Annotated in this window: 14 protein-coding genes; 1 reads left to right on the top strand and 13 read right to left on the bottom strand. The window is 61.8% G+C overall.

Annotated elements, in window-relative coordinates:
• The first annotated feature begins 129 nt into the window (after positions 1-129).
• The gene (locus E4M07_RS19490) at positions 130-1,815 is read left to right on the top strand and encodes an alpha/beta hydrolase (protein ID WP_136660073.1); all 1,686 of its coding nucleotides are present in this window, start codon (positions 130-132) and stop codon (positions 1,813-1,815) included.
• A 28-nt stretch (positions 1,816-1,843) separates the two neighbouring features.
• On the opposite strand, the gene E4M07_RS19485 is transcribed toward E4M07_RS19490, so the two are convergent.
• The 13 genes from E4M07_RS19485 to E4M07_RS19425 are packed head-to-tail and all read right to left on the bottom strand — an operon-like array spanning position 1,844 to position 15,975.
• On the bottom strand, positions 1,844-2,605 hold the full coding sequence (locus E4M07_RS19485) for an enoyl-CoA hydratase-related protein (RefSeq protein ID WP_136660072.1): 762 nt from the start codon (positions 2,603-2,605) through the stop codon (positions 1,844-1,846).
• A complete protein-coding gene (locus E4M07_RS19480; protein ID WP_136660071.1) occupies positions 2,602-3,228 on the bottom strand; it encodes a 2-hydroxychromene-2-carboxylate isomerase in 627 nt (208 codons plus the stop codon). The genes E4M07_RS19485 and E4M07_RS19480 overlap by 4 nt, the downstream gene beginning before the upstream one ends.
• A gap of 18 nt (positions 3,229-3,246) precedes the next feature.
• A complete protein-coding gene (locus tag E4M07_RS19475; RefSeq protein WP_136660070.1) occupies positions 3,247-4,854 on the bottom strand; it encodes a carboxyl transferase domain-containing protein in 1,608 nt (535 codons plus the stop codon).
• Positions 4,847-5,347, bottom strand: coding sequence for a biotin/lipoyl-containing protein (locus E4M07_RS19470; RefSeq protein ID WP_136660069.1), 501 nt, complete (start codon positions 5,345-5,347; stop codon positions 4,847-4,849). The genes E4M07_RS19475 and E4M07_RS19470 overlap by 8 nt, the downstream gene beginning before the upstream one ends.
• Before the next feature lie 2 nt (positions 5,348-5,349).
• Positions 5,350-6,840, bottom strand: coding sequence for a biotin carboxylase N-terminal domain-containing protein (locus tag E4M07_RS19465; protein WP_136660068.1), 1,491 nt, complete (start codon positions 6,838-6,840; stop codon positions 5,350-5,352).
• Between the two features lie 59 nt (positions 6,841-6,899).
• Positions 6,900-8,075, bottom strand: a complete 1,176-nt coding sequence (locus tag E4M07_RS19460) for an ABC transporter substrate-binding protein (RefSeq protein ID WP_136660067.1) — start codon at positions 8,073-8,075, stop codon at positions 6,900-6,902.
• A gap of 42 nt (positions 8,076-8,117) precedes the next feature.
• Complete coding sequence (locus E4M07_RS19455; protein ID WP_136660066.1) at positions 8,118-9,164, bottom strand: branched-chain amino acid ABC transporter permease; 1,047 nt, start codon at positions 9,162-9,164, stop codon at positions 8,118-8,120.
• The gene (locus E4M07_RS19450) at positions 9,164-10,036 is read right to left on the bottom strand and encodes a branched-chain amino acid ABC transporter permease (RefSeq protein ID WP_136660065.1); all 873 of its coding nucleotides are present in this window, start codon (positions 10,034-10,036) and stop codon (positions 9,164-9,166) included. Before E4M07_RS19450 ends, E4M07_RS19455 begins: the two co-directional genes overlap by 1 nt.
• Before the next feature lie 3 nt (positions 10,037-10,039).
• On the bottom strand, positions 10,040-11,881 hold the full coding sequence (locus tag E4M07_RS19445) for an AMP-binding protein (protein ID WP_136660064.1): 1,842 nt from the start codon (positions 11,879-11,881) through the stop codon (positions 10,040-10,042).
• 2 nt (positions 11,882-11,883) lie between these two features.
• A complete protein-coding gene (locus E4M07_RS19440; RefSeq protein ID WP_136660063.1) occupies positions 11,884-12,648 on the bottom strand; it encodes an ABC transporter ATP-binding protein in 765 nt (254 codons plus the stop codon).
• On the bottom strand, positions 12,645-13,436 hold the full coding sequence (locus E4M07_RS19435) for an ABC transporter ATP-binding protein (RefSeq protein WP_136660062.1): 792 nt from the start codon (positions 13,434-13,436) through the stop codon (positions 12,645-12,647). Before E4M07_RS19435 ends, E4M07_RS19440 begins: the two co-directional genes overlap by 4 nt.
• Before the next feature lie 2 nt (positions 13,437-13,438).
• Complete coding sequence (locus tag E4M07_RS19430; RefSeq protein ID WP_169054294.1) at positions 13,439-14,143, bottom strand: TetR/AcrR family transcriptional regulator; 705 nt, start codon at positions 14,141-14,143, stop codon at positions 13,439-13,441.
• On the bottom strand, positions 14,140-15,975 hold the full coding sequence (locus E4M07_RS19425) for an acyclic terpene utilization AtuA family protein (RefSeq protein ID WP_136660060.1): 1,836 nt from the start codon (positions 15,973-15,975) through the stop codon (positions 14,140-14,142). The genes E4M07_RS19430 and E4M07_RS19425 overlap by 4 nt, the downstream gene beginning before the upstream one ends.
• Positions 15,976-15,979: the final 4 nt, after the last annotated feature.

Genomic DNA, 15,979 nt, shown 5'->3' with positions numbered 1-15,979 from the left:
ATACGTTAATTTGCAACTATCGCGATTGGCTATAGGGGCGTTTCTTGCACCTGTCATGATGCATGTGTACTATGAACCGCATATTCTTGCGCTAACTTGCTAAATACATTGAGAAACCCGCGAGGTTGCATGAAGTCGCCCAAGGGCCTGTCGCCGAAGCAGGCCGACCTGCTACACAAACACGATCTGGCGATGCGCAACCTGGACGACTACAGCGCGTTCCTGGAAGCCTGGCAGACGCTGATTGACGAGAACGACACGGACGAACTGCCCGATCTCCAGGGGTTTGCGGATTTCGAACGCTATGCCACCTACGCCGTTCACAGCTTCCTGGAAACCGGTCACACCTTGTCCGCCGGCGACCTGGCGCAGCACGAATGCGGTGCCGCACTTGTGACCGGTGCAGGCATGATCAAACAGGTCAATGCATTTGCGGGCCGATCCCAAAACCTGACACCCGGCCGCAGCCTGTCGACTTGCGGAATCACGTTCGAAGGCGACAGCGCCGTTGGAACGCTGTTGCAGAAAAAGGAAAAGGACCGGCGATCGACCTTTCATCTGGTTCAGGCGGAGGACAGCCGCTCCGGCGCCCCGGTCGTTCTGGCGATATCAAGAATCGACGCGGACGGCGAAGACGATCCCCTCTTTCTTGTTCTTTTTATCGTTCCGCCCGACGTCCAGTCCACGGTCGCGATCATGGCCAACAAATTCAATTTCACGTCCGCAGAAGCGGAAATAGCGGAAGCGTTTCTGGAAGGGCGCGCCTTGCGCGACATCGCCACGCAACGCGGAAGATCCTATGTGACCATACGCAACCAGTTTCAGCGGATCCTGGAAAAATCCGGCTGCGCGTCGCAGACAGAGCTGTTTCGGCTGTCGTTCAGCCTGTTTTCGCTGATCGGAAATCCGGTGGAGACCCGTCAGGGCGGCGGCCGGAAGGTGAGCCGGACGATGACACTGCCGCGCCCCAATGGCCGTGTTGTGGAACTGACCCTGAGCGGCGACGAGGAGGGGCGGCCCGTCCTCAACCTGCCCAGCCTGTTCGGTCACGGTGTGACCCCCGAGATCGAAGACCTGTTGCGGGACCGCGGCGTCCTGTTCGTCAGCCTGATGCGCCCGGGATTTGGCGGCACCAGCCCACCGGCGCAGGATCAGGACCTGTATAGCTGCCTGGCAGGCGATGTCCGGGCCATCCTCGACAGTCTCGAGATTCCGAACTGCCCGTGCGTCGCCCGCGCGTCGGCGGGGCGGCCGTTCTATAACCTGGCGGCGCAATTGCCGGACCGCATCGACCGCGGGATTGTCGTCAACGGTTTGATCCCGCGCGAATACATAGAAGGCAAGAGCGTCGTCTCAAAATGGACGACCGCCCTGATGAGCGCCTCTATCGTGTCCTATCCGGTGGCCATGCTCATATTGGGAACGGGCAACAGCCTGCTCACCCGGTCACACGGCGCGTCCTTCCTGAAGAGGATGTATCAGAATTCGGAATCCGATTGCGCGGCTCTCGATGACCCGGACGCGGTGGCCTGCATTCGGGCCGGCGTTCACCAGGTGACGCAACAGGGCCTTGGCGCGGGTGTTCAGGAAATGGTGGACGGGTTCCAGAACTGGTCTGCGGAACTGCGGGCGCTGCGAACGCCGGTCACCGTTTACCACGGGGTGCATGACCCCAATGTCCCGATCGCAGGTGTCCGCGAATTCGTCGGCGACAATGCCCATTGCCTGACGCTCGTGGAGGAAACCGAAGGGGGCGGATTGTTGAACCATTCCCACACCGCAAGGATCATCGACCTTGCGCTCGGGGATGAATGATGCCGGTGTGGAGCAATCCTCGGCCGCTCTAACGGCCTCCAAGAAAAGTAGAAATGGCCTCATGCATCTCGGGACTGCGACCGAGGTCTCCCTGAACGTCCCGTTCGAGATCGAGCTGTGCGTGGAGATCCTTTTCGGAGGCTGCGCTGACAAGGCGCTTGGTCGCAGCCACGGCGTTTGGCGATAATCCTGCTATGCGCTCTGCCGCGTTTCTGGCCGCCTTCATGAGACTTCCGGCATCGTGCACTTCCCAGACAAGGCCCCATGAGAGCGCTTCATCCGCTGAAATCCGCTCCCCGAGCAGCATTGCGGCCGTCGCGCGCATGCGACCGGCGATTTTGGGAAGGAAGAAGGTGTTGCCGCCGTCGGGCACCAGCGCAATGCCCGCAAACGGCTCGTAGAAATAAGCCGTATCCGCCGCCATTACGATATCGCAGGCAAGCGCGATGCCGACGGAAACGCCGGCACAGGGGCCGTTGACGGCGGCGATGATCGGCAGGCGCGACGAGCGCAGGGCCCGTATCAGCGGGTTGAAGTGATTTTCGATGACGCGGTCCAGTTCGCGTGAACCGGCCTCGCCCACGGTGGAAAGATCGTAGCCGGCGCCGAACGCCCTCCCTTCGCCCGTCAGCAGGGCGACACGTATTTCCGGATTGTCTTCGAGTTGAGAAAGAACAGCGCACAGCTCGTCGGCTGTTCGGTTAAGGAGGGCATTCAGCTTGTCCGGCCGGCGAACCGTGATCGTCGCGACAGCGCCGTCGATGTCCAGCGAAATATCCTCAAACGTCATGGTCTGTGCTCCTGTGAAACGGTTCCGTTGGCGCCTGCCAGGTGCCACTCGATCTGCGGAAGCCGGTCAATGCCGAAGAAGGCCTCGCCGTCGACGAACACATAGGGCGAGCCCCAAACACCCCTGGCGGCGGCATTCTCGTTGGCCGACGTCAGCGCCGCCCTGGCTCCGTCATTGTTCATCATTGCCCTGAGCTGTTTTCGGCCGAGGCCGTATTTTTCGCCGATCCTGGTCAGCACCGCGGCATCGGAGATATCCTGGTTGGCGTTGAAATAGGCGTCGAACACCGAGCGCACGAACGGGCCCGACTTAAGCGGATCGGTTGCTTCCAGCGCGTAGAAGATGCGGGCCGCCAGATGCGTCGAGATCGGAAACGCGTCGGGCATGCGATACGGCAGATCATAGAACCGGGAAGAGCGCTCCATGTCCCTCTTGAGGTAGTCGAACTTCGCGGCATCATCCATTGGCGATGCCATTCCGAGCGATTTGCGCACGGCCCAAAGCAGGATGGGATGAAGGCTTGCCTTGCGACCGTGCCGTTCGGCAAGCGAACCCAGCCGGCCAATGCCGAAATAGGCATAAGGGGAAGCGAAGTCGAAGAAGATCTCGATCGGTCCGGCCATGGATCTGATCGCCTCCCGTCAGAACCTGAAAATGCCGTAACCCGGATCGCCGAGCGGCGCGTTCAGCGAACTGGTGATCGCCATGCCGAGCGCGTTGCGCGTGTCGACCGGATCGAGAATTCCGTCGTCCCAGATTTGCGATGTGGAGTAATAGGCCGAGAGCTGCTCGAGATACGCCGCCTGCGTCGTCTCGCGCAACTCCTCGATCACTGCCGGATCGATCGCCTCGCCGTTGCGCTGCATCTGGGCGATCTTGACGTCTGCAAGCGTATTGGTCGCCTGCTCGCCGCCCATCACGCCGATCTGGTGGCCGGGCCAGCCGAACAGGAACCGCCCGTCGAAGGCCCGGCCGCACATGCCGTAATTGCCGGCGCCGAACGAGCCGTGGCACATGACCGTGAATTTCGGAACCCGCGAACAGGTCTGCGCCATGATCATCTTGGCGCCGTCCTTGGTGATGCCACGCCGCTCATAGGCCTGGCCGATCATGTAACCGGTAATGTTCTGAAGGAAGACGAGCGGCGTGTTGTTCTGGTTGCACAATTCCATGAAATGGGCGCCCTTCAGCGAGGAATCGTTGAAGAGAACGCCGTTGTTGCCGAGTATGCCGACCTTCCAGCCCCAGATATTGGCAAAGCCGCAGACCAGCGTCGTGCCGTAATTCGGCTGGTATTCGTGGAACCGACTGCCGTCGACGATGCGGGCGATCACCTCGCGGATGTCGAAGCCCTTCTTGATGTCGTCCGGCAATATTCCGTAGAGCTCTTCCGGGTCGTAATAGGGATCGGCCGGCTCCTCTCGCTGGCAGGGCCATTTCTGCGGCCGGTCCCATTGCGCGACGATTTCCCGTCCGATGGCGATCGCCTCCTCCTCCGACGCTGCCGGATAATCGCAGGTGCCGCTGACGCTGGTGTGCATGTCCGCACCGCCGAGTTCCTCGACGCCGACTTCCTCGCCGGTCGCCGCCTTGACGAGCGGCGGCCCACCGAGAAAGACGGCCCCGGTACCGCGCACGATGACATTGTAGTCCGACAGGCCCGGAATATAGGCGCCGCCCGCCGTGCACTGGCCGAAAACCAGCGAAAGCTGCTTGATACCGGCTTTCGACAAAAGGCACTGGTTGCGGAATATCCGCCCGGCCATGTGGCGGTCTGGAAACACCTCGGACTGAAGCGGCAGGAACCCGCCGGCGGAATCGCAAAGATGGATGACCGGGAGGTGGTTTTCGAGCGCGATGTCCAGGCACCGAATGATCTTCTTCACCGACAGCGGATACCAGGCACCGCCCTTGACCGACGAATCATCGGCATGGATCATCACCTCTCGGCCTGAGACGATGCCGATGCCGGTGATGATGCTGGCGCCGGGCGATTCACCGTCATAATCCATATTGGCGGCAAGCGTCGAAAGCTCCAGGAACGGCGTTCCTGGGTCGAGCAGTTTTTCCACCCGGTCACGCGGCAGCATCTTTCCCTGCCGCTCAAGCCGCGCAACATCGCGCTCCGGACGCGACCGACGGGCCTTTTCCTGCTTTTCCTGCAATTCGGCGACCAGGCGCCTGTAATGATCCTGATTGCGGCGGAAATCGGGGCCTGCGGTGTTGATTGCCGACTGGATCCTACGCATCCGATGCCTCCGTTTCCAGGGTGGCTATCACCTCGTCCTTTTCGAACGTCTCATCCACGGATTTCAGCAGCGATGCGATGATGCCGTCCCGCGGCGAGACCAGGTTCGTCTGCAGCTTCATGCTCTCGATCGTCAGGACTGTTTCGCCGTGTTTGACGGTGGCACCAACCTCCTTGTGCAAGCTGATAATGGCGCCCGGCATCGGTGCGCGGATTTCGTCGGCGGCGCTGCCGCCTTCCAGCGCGGCGTCGCGCGGATCGACGAGGTCGATCACCCAGTTGCGCCCGCCAAGACGCAGGAAGACGCGGTTGCCATCGCGTGCCTGCCTGAATTCGAATTGCCGGCCGTCGATGACGACGGTCCGCACGCCGTCCCGCGTTCCATGGTCAATAACGACACTTTCCTGGCCGTCGATTTCAACGCCCAATTCGGGGCGCAGATTGACGATATCCAGGTCAAACGCTGCCCCGTCCATGGTCAGTTTCAAGGACATCCTCAGTTTCTCCAGCCGTTCATTGCGGCATAAGGATCGGGCGCGTCGAATGCGAGGGTGCGGAACTCGCGGAAGGCCAGGGCCGCTGCAAGCAACGCTGCATTGCGGTCCGTAGCATCCGGCTCGGGGGCAGCAAGGTCATCCGCGTGTTCGACGACAAAGCCGGTGTGGAGCGCGCCCTCACGGAACGCCGGGTGATCCGCGACACGCGCCAGATAATCGAGATTGGTTTCGACACCGAGTAGGACCGTGTCGCGCAGAGCCCTGACCGTATTGTCAATCGCATTGGAACGGTCACCGCCATGCACGACGAGTTTCGCCAGCATGGAATCGAAGCTGAGCGTGACGTTATGTCCTTCGACGAGCCCGTTCTCGAAGCGGATATCCGGCGCCTCCGGCGGGTCCAGCACCAGCACCTTGCCGGTGGCCGGTATGAAATCGCGCTCGGGGATCTCGGCACAGACACGGCACTCGATCGCGTGGCCGTCAACCTGGATGTCCGCCTGGCTGACGGAAAGCGGCTTGCCGCTCGCGATCTCGACCTGCATGCGGACCAGGTCAATGCCGGTGATCATCTCCGATACCGGATGCTCGACCTGAAGGCGGGTGTTCATTTCGAGAAAATAGAATTCGCCATCGGGAGCAAGGATAAATTCCACGGTTCCGGCGTTGCGGTAATTCGCCGCCGAGGCCAGGCGCACGGCCGCCGCGCATATGCGTTCGCGCAGTTCTTCCGGCAGGCCTGCGGAAGGCGCCTCCTCGATGATCTTCTGGAAGCGCCGCTGGACCGAGCACTCCCGCTCGAAGAGGTGCACGACATTGCCGGCGCCATCGCCAACCACCTGAACCTCGATATGGCGGGGCCGCTCGACATAGCGTTCGGCATAGATCGTTGCATCGCCGAAATAGCGCTCGGCCTCGCTGGCTGCGACACGGGCGTTTTCCTCAAGCTCCTCGGCGCTGTTCACGATACTCATGCCCTTGCCGCCGCCGCCGGCGGAGGCTTTGATAAGAAGCGGAAATCCGATTGCCGAGGCACGCTCGATAAAGGTGCCGAGATCGCCGTCCGTCAGCACGGACGGCGCCACCGGAACTCCGTGTTCCTCCGCAAATTCACGTGAGGTGATCTTGTCGCCCATCAGTTCGATCGAACCGGGTTCGGGTCCGATAAACACGAGTCCGGCCTCGCTCACGGCCCTGGCAAAATCCGCGTTTTCAGAAAGGAAGCCGTAGCCCGGGTGGATTGCCTGCGCTCCCGTGGCGCGTGCGATTTCGATAATCTGATTGCCGTCGAGATAGGCAGCGACAGGCGTTTCTCCGGTTATCTCATGGGATTCGTCGGCCATCAGGACAAACCGCGCGCGGTGTTCGCTGTGATGGAAGACAGCAACGGACGCAATGCCCATTTCGCCGAGCGTATCCATGACGCGGCAGGCGATTTCACCGCGATTGGCGATCAGGACCTTGAAAAATGGCGCGTGTGTCGATTGCATGGAAATACCATCGGGTTACAGGAGACAGGCGGGCCGGCACCCCGGCCCGCCGCGATTTGTCAGTACTGGGCGAAATCGGTGACCGGGGTGACCGAGCCGGCAACCGGGTCGACCTCGAGAACGCGCACGGCCGTCGCCGAAATATGCCGGTCCTTGGCAAAGGTCAGCGGCAGGGTGACGCCGGCGGTATCGAATTCCTCACCGGATTCCAGCTTCTCGACGGCACAGGCCCGGGTCGGATTGTCGCCACAGCGGCGGATTGCCTCGATCATCATCCGGGTTGCGACGTAGCCGGTCACCGCGTAGCGGTTCAGCGCCTTGAGCTCATCTTCGCTCAGGCTAGCTTTGGCCACCTCCATGAAATGGGCCGTGCCTTCCGAACCCATCGGCGAGATGTAGTCGCCGCTGTAATAGGAGTAACCGTATGGCGCCGACAGTTTCATGATCGGCGGCAGGGTCGAGGTCGGAACGGTCGCGACCTGGAGCGGCAGCTTGAACTTGCTCGACTCCTTCAACATGGTCGGAATTTCCGTGGTCACGCCGCCGGCTATCAGCACATTCACGCCGTTGGACCGGACCTTCAGGATTTCCGCGCCGAAGTCCTTCTGCCCGCGCTTGTAGCGGATCGGGTCGGCCGCATCGACCTCGAAGGCATCGACGGCCCTGGTGAAGGCCTCCTCGACCTGTTTGCCGAAATCGTCGTCCTGGCGGATGACGCCGTACTTTGCGTTGTCCGGATTGTGGTTTTCATGGATGTATTTGAGCTGCGCGAACAGCAGGTCCTGATAGGACGCGCCGATCATGAACACCGTCGGCTTGATCGGATCGACCGCCGCCTGCAGCGGCGAGAATGACACGATGGCCGGAATGCCTTCTTCCTCAAGGATCGGCAAAATGGCTGCCGTACCGGCGCCCGCCCCGGTTCCGATGAGGCCGAAAACGCCTTCATCGATGTGCTTGCGCAATCCCTGGACCGTGCGGGCCGGCACATAGCCGTCATCCTCGGTGCGGATCACGACCTGGCGCCCGTTGACGCCGCCATCCGCATTGGCCTCGGCAGCGGCGACGACCGAGCCGAAATGCGCGGCCCGCCCGACCAGCGCGGCCGAACTGGTCATCGGCAGGATATTGCCGATCACAATCTCCGTATCGGTGATGCCCTCCTCCGCCATCGCAGGCGAGAGCGCCGTCGAGATCGCCAGGGCGCATAATGCGCCGAGTTTCGAGATTTTCATTGTGCTTCCTCCTTCATTTACCCGTTTGTTCTTGCCCCGGTGTCAGACCGACAGGGGCCAGTGGGTCCAGTAGCGCTTGATGTCGCGCCACAGGCCGATCAGGCCATGCGGCTCGATGCGCAGCATGATGATGATGGTAAGGCCGGTGAGCAGGCCGCGGATTTCGTAGATATAGGTCGACAGCATCGAGGTTATGCCGGTCGGCAGCAGGTCGATGACCTCGCGCGTTGCTTCCGGCAAAAGCACGATGAAGACGGCCCCGAGGATCGCTCCGGCAACGGAGCCAAGCCCGCCGACGATGATCATCGCCAGCGCCTCGACCGACAGCAGAAGATTGAAGATGTCGACATTGATGAAGCGGAACTGGAAAGCCATCAGCCCGCCGGCGATGCCGACGAAAAAAGACGAGATCACGAAGGCCGAGAGCTTGTACTGGGTAAGGCTGATGCCCATGACGCGCGCCGCGATGTCGTGATCGCGGATGGCGGTGAAGGCGCGGCCGACCCGCGTGCGCAGGATATTGAGCGCGGCGATGGCGGCAATGACTGCGACGGCAAGGACCAGGAAATAGAGCTGGATGGGCGAAGCGAGATCGAGACCGAGGAATCCCAGATCCTCGATGCGCACGCCGTAGGGCCCGTGCGTCACGCTTTCCGCATAAAGCAGGAAATGCGTGATGATGAAGGAAAAGGCCATGGTCGTTATGGCGAGATAAAGGCCCTTGAGCCGCAGCGACGGCACGCCGACGACAAGGCTGAGCAGCGCTGAAACGACGCCCGCGGCAATGAGCGCGAGCTCCGGCGGCCAATTATAGTCGGCGATCAGCAGCGCGGTGGTGTAGCAACCGGCGGCAAGGAAACCCGCCTGCCCCAGCGAGATCAGTCCGGTGACGCCGGTCAGAATGTTGAGCCCGATGGCGCCGATTGCGGCAATGCCGACCGTGGTGGCAAGCGCGATCAGGTAATTGCTCGTCGCGAAAGGAAACACCACCAGCGCGACAAGCAGCAGGCCTGTCCATGACCACGTGACGGGATTGTCCGACAGGGCGATGTGTTTCTCGTAGGTTTCCACGAAATGGTGGGTCCGCATCACACGCGCTCCAGCTCTTTTTCACCGAACAGGCCGTAGGGCCTGACCATGAGGACAATGATGATGACGATGAAGCCGGAGATCTCTTTCAGGCCCTGGCCGATATAGCCTTCCGAAAGGTCTCCGATGACACCGATGATAAGGCCGCCGAATCCGGAGCCCAGCGGCGAGTCGAGTCCGCCCAGGATGGTCGCCGGGAAGGCGCGCAGGCCCTGGAACCACAGATCGGGCGCGCGTGAGAACATGATCGCGAAGGTGATGCCGGCGAGGCCCGAAACGACCGCCGCGATTGCCCAGGCGAGCGCAGAGATGCGCCGCACATCGACACCCATCAGCAGCGCGGCTGTCTCGTCCATGGCCGTGGCGCGCATGGCAATGCCGATGCGTGTAAAGCGGAAGAACAGGAACACCGCCGTCATGATCGCGAAGAAGAGGATGATGGCGAAGAGCTGCTCTGTGAACAGCACGACCGGCCCGATCTCGACCAGCCCGCCCTCGATCGCCGCATTGAACGGTTCGGCATCCGCACCCCAGAAGATAACGATCAGGCTGCGCAACATGACGGCAAGCCCGATGGTCACCATGACAATGGCGAAGATCGGCTGCCCGATCATCGGCCTTATGAACAACCGCTCGACGATGATGCCGATCAGGGCGGCAACGCCGATGGAGACAATCACGAGGACTGGGAAGGACAGGCTGAGTTCGGTGCCGAGGCTCCAGCTGACATAGGCGACGAGCATCATCACCTCGCCCTGCGCGAAATTCAGGACGCCGGTGGTCTTGAAGATGACGGCAAAGGCTATGGCTATAATGCCGTAGATCGATCCGATCACCAGCCCGGAGGCGACAAGGTTCAGGAAGAGATCCATGGGTCAGGCTCCGTACATCGCTTCGATCAGCGGTTTGAATTTTTCCTCGATGACCGAGCGGCGCACCTTCATCGTGGCGGTCACTTCGCCGTCGTCGTGGTCGAGCTCCTTGTCGAGGAGAGAGAATTTGCGGACATTTTCGACACGCGAGAACTCGTTATTGACCGAATTGACCTCGCCGGAGATGAGATCACGGACTTCCTGCAGACCCGCGAGGCTCTTGAAGGTCGTGTAGGGAAGTCCGCGTTCCTGCGCCCATTTGCCGACCGTCTCGTAGTCGATCTGGATGAGCGAAGTCAGGAAGTTGCGGCGCTCGCCGATCAGCACCGCCTCGCGGATGAATATCGAGTCCTTGAGACGGTTTTCGATCAGCGACGGTGTGATGTTCTTGCCGCCGGACGTGATGATGATGTCCTTCTTGCGGTCGGTGATCATGATGGAGCCGTCTTCGGCGATCTCACCGACGTCTCCGGTGCGCATCCAACCGTCCCGGACAGCCTGCGCGGTGGCTTCCTCATTGCGCAGATAGCCCGGAAACACCGCCTGTGAACGTACCAGGATCTCGCCGTCCTTCGCGATCTTCTGCTCATACGTATCGAGCGGCGGCCCCGCCTGGCCGAGCGCCGTGTGGCCCGGATACTGGCTGTGCGATATGCCCGAAAGTTCGGTCATCCCGTAGACCTGGTAGACCCTGAGGCCGAGTGCCCAGAAGAACTCGAGCACCTCCGGCGAAATCGATGCGCCTCCACACAGCATGGTGCGCGCCCTATCGAGGCCCATCGATTTCTGCAGGGAACGGAAGCACAGCACCCACAGGGCTGCGAATGCCAGCCTGTCGCTGAGCGACTTTCGCTCCCCGCCATTCGCCAGTTGGCGCCGGGCGATCGCCCGCCCGATTTCGAGGCTTTTCCTGACGATACGCTGCTGCAGGGGCGTTGCGTCCTTGAGCTGGATCATCACCCCGTATTGCAGCTTCTCCCAGATGCGCGGCACGCCGAGAAAACCGGTCGGCGCAATCTCGCGCAGGTTCTGGTTCACCGCATCGATCGATTCGGCGAAATTGACCGGCGTTCCGTTGACGAGCTGCATGACGGTCGAACACAGCCGCTCGGCCACATGGCAAAGCGGCAGGTAGCACAGCACCTCCCAGTTCGTCTCGTCGATGCCGTGGCGCTCCGACAGCCGCAGGGCGCCCCAGATCAGGCCGTGATGGGAAAGCATCGCGCCCTTGGGCATGCCCGTGGTTCCGGATGTGTAGACCACAACGGCGGTCCCGCCGGGATCGAGCGCATCGATGGATTCCTCGAAAAGCGATCCGTATTCCTCGCGCCTGGAGCGGCCGAGCGCGGCCACCTCCTCGAAGCTCATCAGCATGTCGCGCGGATAGTGCTTGAGGCCCTTCATGTCGACGCAGATGATCTTTTCCAGATGCGGAAGCTCGCCGCCATGCTTGAGCGCATCGAAGACCTTGTCTGTCTGCTCCTGGTCGCCGCAGACGACGAAACGGGCTTGCGAATGTTCGAGAATGTAGCGCAGCTCCGGCCACGGATTCGTCGGATAGATCCCGATGCAGGCGCCGCCGAGGGCCTGGACGGCGAGATCCGCGAACATCCATTCGGGCGTGTCCTCGCTGGCAACGGCCAGGAAATCGCCCTTCTTCGCACCCAGCGCCACGAGGCCGTAGGCGAAGTCCTTCGTGTTCTCGTAATAGTCGCGGAAGGTGAAGCGGTTCCAGATGCCGAGGTCCTTTTCGCGGAAGGCAAGCCTTTCCGGGTGCCGGTCCGCCCAGAACCGCAGCAGGCCCGGAAGCGTCGATTTCTCCATGAAGGACACGTCACGCAACATGGTCAGTTCTTCCCCAGATAGGCCTGCACGACAGCGTCGTCGGACGAGATTTCGGCGGGGGTTCCCTCGGCGATCAGCGCCCCGTGATTGAGCACCGCGATGCGGTCGGAAATATCCATGACGATGCCCATATCGTGCTCGACCATGACGACGGTGACGCCGAGTTCTTCGCGAATGTCGAGGATGAAACGGGCGATGTCCTCCGTCTCCTCGCTGTTCATGCCGGACACCATTTCGTCGAGCAGAAGCATCTTCGGGCCGGTCGCCAGCGCCCGGCCGAGCTCGACCCGTTTTTGAAGGCCGTAGGACAAGAGGCCGACGGGCATGTCGCGCAAATGCTCGATCTCCAGGAAGTCGATGATCTCCTCGACCCGCTTCCTTGCAGCGATCTCTTCGCGCTGCGCCGGGCCCCAGAACAGCGCTGCCGTCAGCGGATTGGCTTTCAGTGTGTGGTGCAGGCCGACAAGCAGGTTCTGAACGACTGTCGCATGCGAGAAGATCGCAAGGTTCTGGAACGTGCGCCCGATGCCGAAATCGACAAGCTGGTGGGTCTTTGCCCGGTGAATCTGATGGCCGTCGAATTCGATCGTACCTTCGTTGGGCTGGAACAGCGCGCTGATCAGGTTGAACAGGGTCGTCTTTCCGGCGCCGTTCGGCCCGATGACGCTGTAAATGGCACCCTCGGGCACGTCGAACGCCACGTTGTCGACGGCTGTCAGTCCACCGAAGCGCCGGGTGACATTGCGGAGTTCTAAAAGCGCACTCACGACAGCCACCTCTTGCGCCGTTTGTAATGTTTGACTTCGCGGTAGTTCTTGCGCGCACCTGCCTCGGAAAAGCCGAGATAGAACTCCTTGACGTCCTCGTTGCCGGCAATGCGCTCGGCCGGACCGTCCAGGACAACGCGGCCGTTTTCGACGATGTAACCGTAGTGGGCGATCTGCAGCGCCAGCGAGGCATTCTGTTCGACGAGCAGAATGGACATTTCCTCGTCACGGTTCAGCGCGACGATGGTCTCGAAAATCTGGTCGATGATCTGCGGCGCCAGGCCAAGCGACGGCTCGTCGAGCATCAGCAGCTTCGGCCTGGCAAGCAGGGCCCGGCCGATGGCGGCCATCTGCTGCTCGCCGCCGGAAAGATAGCCGGCCGTCGAATTGCGCCGCTCCTTGAGGCGCGGGAACATCGCGTAGACACGATCGAGGTCGGCGGAGACATCGCCGCGCGATTTCAGGAAGCCGCCCATCGTCAGGTTTTCCTCAACCGTCATCAGCGGAAACAGCCGGCGGCCCTCCGGAACCTGAACGATGCCGCTTGCAACGATGGCATCGGCGGACATGGTCAAAAGATTCCTGCCATCCAGCGCGATCTCACCGTGCAGAACTTCGCCCTCTTCCGGGTAGAGGACGTTGGAAATCGCCTTCAAAAGCGTCGACTTGCCGGCGCCGTTCGACCCGAGCAGGGCAACGATCCGCCCGCCATCAACGGTCAGCGACACATCGCGGACGGCTTCGATCGCCCGGTCGTACATGATCTGCACATTGGTGAGCGTCAGCATGGTCAGCCTTCTCCGCCCCCCGGCCCGTCGAAACGGTCGGCGACCCGTTCCAGCCGCTCGACCAATGCTTCGAGGCCGTTCGGCGTCTTCGCGGGCGCCGCCATGCCGGCCATCACCATATCGGTGAGCTGGTTGGCGGTTTCGTCGTGGTCGAAATCACCGCGGTTGACGAGAAAGCCCGAAACGCGGTGCTCGATGCCGCCGAACACCATGTCGCGCACGAGCGGGATTGAAATGTCCGGGCGGATTTCGCCGCGGTCGATGCCACCCTGGATGATATCCATCAGGACATGCGTGTAGTCGCGGTTGAGGTGAAAGAGATCGCTGTCGAAATAATCGTCAGCACTCCTGACTTCCAAGAAGAACAGGCGGCACAAATCGGGATTGGCCTTGATCGATTTAAGGTGCTGCCAGATAACGGTCTGAAGCTGTGCCCGGGTTCCCTCGACGCCCGACAGCTTTTCCATGAACTCGTCGATCATGCTTTGATACCAGGTGCGGATCACCGTCAGCAGCAGATCGCGCTTGTTGGTGTAGAACTTGTAGATCGAGCCCTCGGAAACACCGGCCCGTTTTGCGATGTCGGTCATGGACGCAGCGTCATAGCCGCGCTGCGAAAAGACCTCGCGGGCTGCCGCCTCGATCTCGCGCATGCGCTGCTCGCGCGGCAGGCGAACGAAGCTGCGTTTGGCTGTGGCTGTTGTCATGCGTATTCCTCCTGGCGGTTTTGGCTTTTCGACCATTTGGCCAGGGAAGCGTCCGAGTCCAGCCAGGCGACGGGGATATCAACGGTCATGTCGAGCAGCATCTGCGCATAGGTCTTGCCCTGCGGGTCGTGGCGCAACGATGCGATTCCGCCGCCGCCAAGGCCGCCGTGCAGCATGAAATTGAAGCCATGAAGGCCCGGCCATTCGAAGCGTTCGACCCGGCCGGTGACGATATGCGCAAAATAATCACGCACCGCTTCGGCGGTCAGCGCGCCGCGAATGGCAGGCAGGTATTCCGGTCGCCGCGCGAGGATGCCGATATTGGCGATGTCGCCCTTGTCGCCGCTGCGCCCGTGCGCAATCGCCAGAAGCGGCACCGTGACGGTTTCACCCTTCGGCAGCGGATCGCTCGGGGAAGCGGTATTGGAGACCGCCTCTTCCCGGTCGGGCGTGCCGGCCGGCACCGGAACGGAGACGCGTCTGCCGCCGATTTCGACTTCGACCGGAACATTGGCTTTATCAACGAGGAACGAGAACAGGCGTATCACCGGCTGCGGATCGGGCCTGCCGCCGGCAAACCCGGTCAGGCCCTGCGCCATGGCAGTCGCGGCCGGATAGATCTCCCGCGCGAAGACCTTGAGCGCGTCCTTGTCATTGTGCCGCACAGCGATTTTGAGGATCACCTCGCGCGCATCCGATGCGCGGCCGGCAGCGCCGTAGGTCGATTCCGCGCCGAGCACTTCGACCGAGGTTTCGGTAAAGTCGGCAAATCCCGCCTCGGCCATAAGCCTGCGGGCGCGCGACAGGATCGCCGATCCGACCGCTTTCGCCTTGGCAACGGCTTCATGGCCGGCGATCATCATCGTCACGGAGGCGCGGTAGCCGTCCGCGAAGGTGGCGCTGACCTTGTAGGTTGAAGTGGGTGCGCGCCCTCGGACTCCTTGGACGCGCACCCTATTCCGACCCGCTTGGGAGAGCCGGACATCTGAAAAATCGCATACGACGTCGGGAAGCACATAGGCGGCCGGATCGCCGATCTCGTAGACGATCTGCTCCGCAACCGTCATCGGGCTGACGAGACCGCCCGTTCCGTCCGGCTTGGTGAGAACAAAGCTCCCGTCTTCGTGGCACTCGGCAACCGGGAAGCCCATCCGGTCCCAGCCCTCGACTTCGCGCCAATCGGTGAAGATACCGCCGGTTGCCTGCGTGCCGCATTCGAGAACGTGGCCTGCGAGGCTGCCGGCGGCGAGGCGGTCGTAGTCTGTCGCGCCCCAGCCGAATTCATGGATCAGCGGTCCGAGCGCCAGCGCCGAATCCGTGACCCTGCCGGTCAGGACGATATCCGCTCCCTCGTCAAGCGCCCGGGCAATCGGGAACGCCCCGAGATAGGCGCTGACGCTGGCGAGCTTTTCGGGAAGCGGCCTGCCGTTGAACATTTCCCGCACGTCCCGCGCCCGCAACCGATCGATGCTTTCGCTCAGATCGTCGCCCCGCACAACCGCGACCTTCAACGCGACGCCGGCATCGTCGAAGGCCTTTTGCAGCGCGTCGCGGCAGGCCTCGGGATTGATCCCTCCGGCATTGGTGACAACGCGGACACCTCTTTCGGCTATTTCCTTCGCCAGGGGTGCGGCCACCATGCCCACGAAATCCGTCGCGTAGCCGAGATCGGACCTTTTGGCCTTCATCCGGGCAAGGATCGACATGGTGATTTCGGCAAGATAGTCGAGCACGAGATAGTCGATCCCGCCGGACCTGACGAGCTGGGCGGGACCTTCCGGCGTGTCGCCCCAGAAGCCGGCACCGCAACCGATGCGGACGGTCTTCGCCATGGCG

It is taken from the genome of Nitratireductor sp. XY-223, assembly GCF_004959855.1.
Lineage (GTDB): Bacteria > Pseudomonadota > Alphaproteobacteria > Rhizobiales > Rhizobiaceae > Hoeflea_A.
This window is presented reverse-complemented; position numbering and strand designations above follow the sequence as displayed.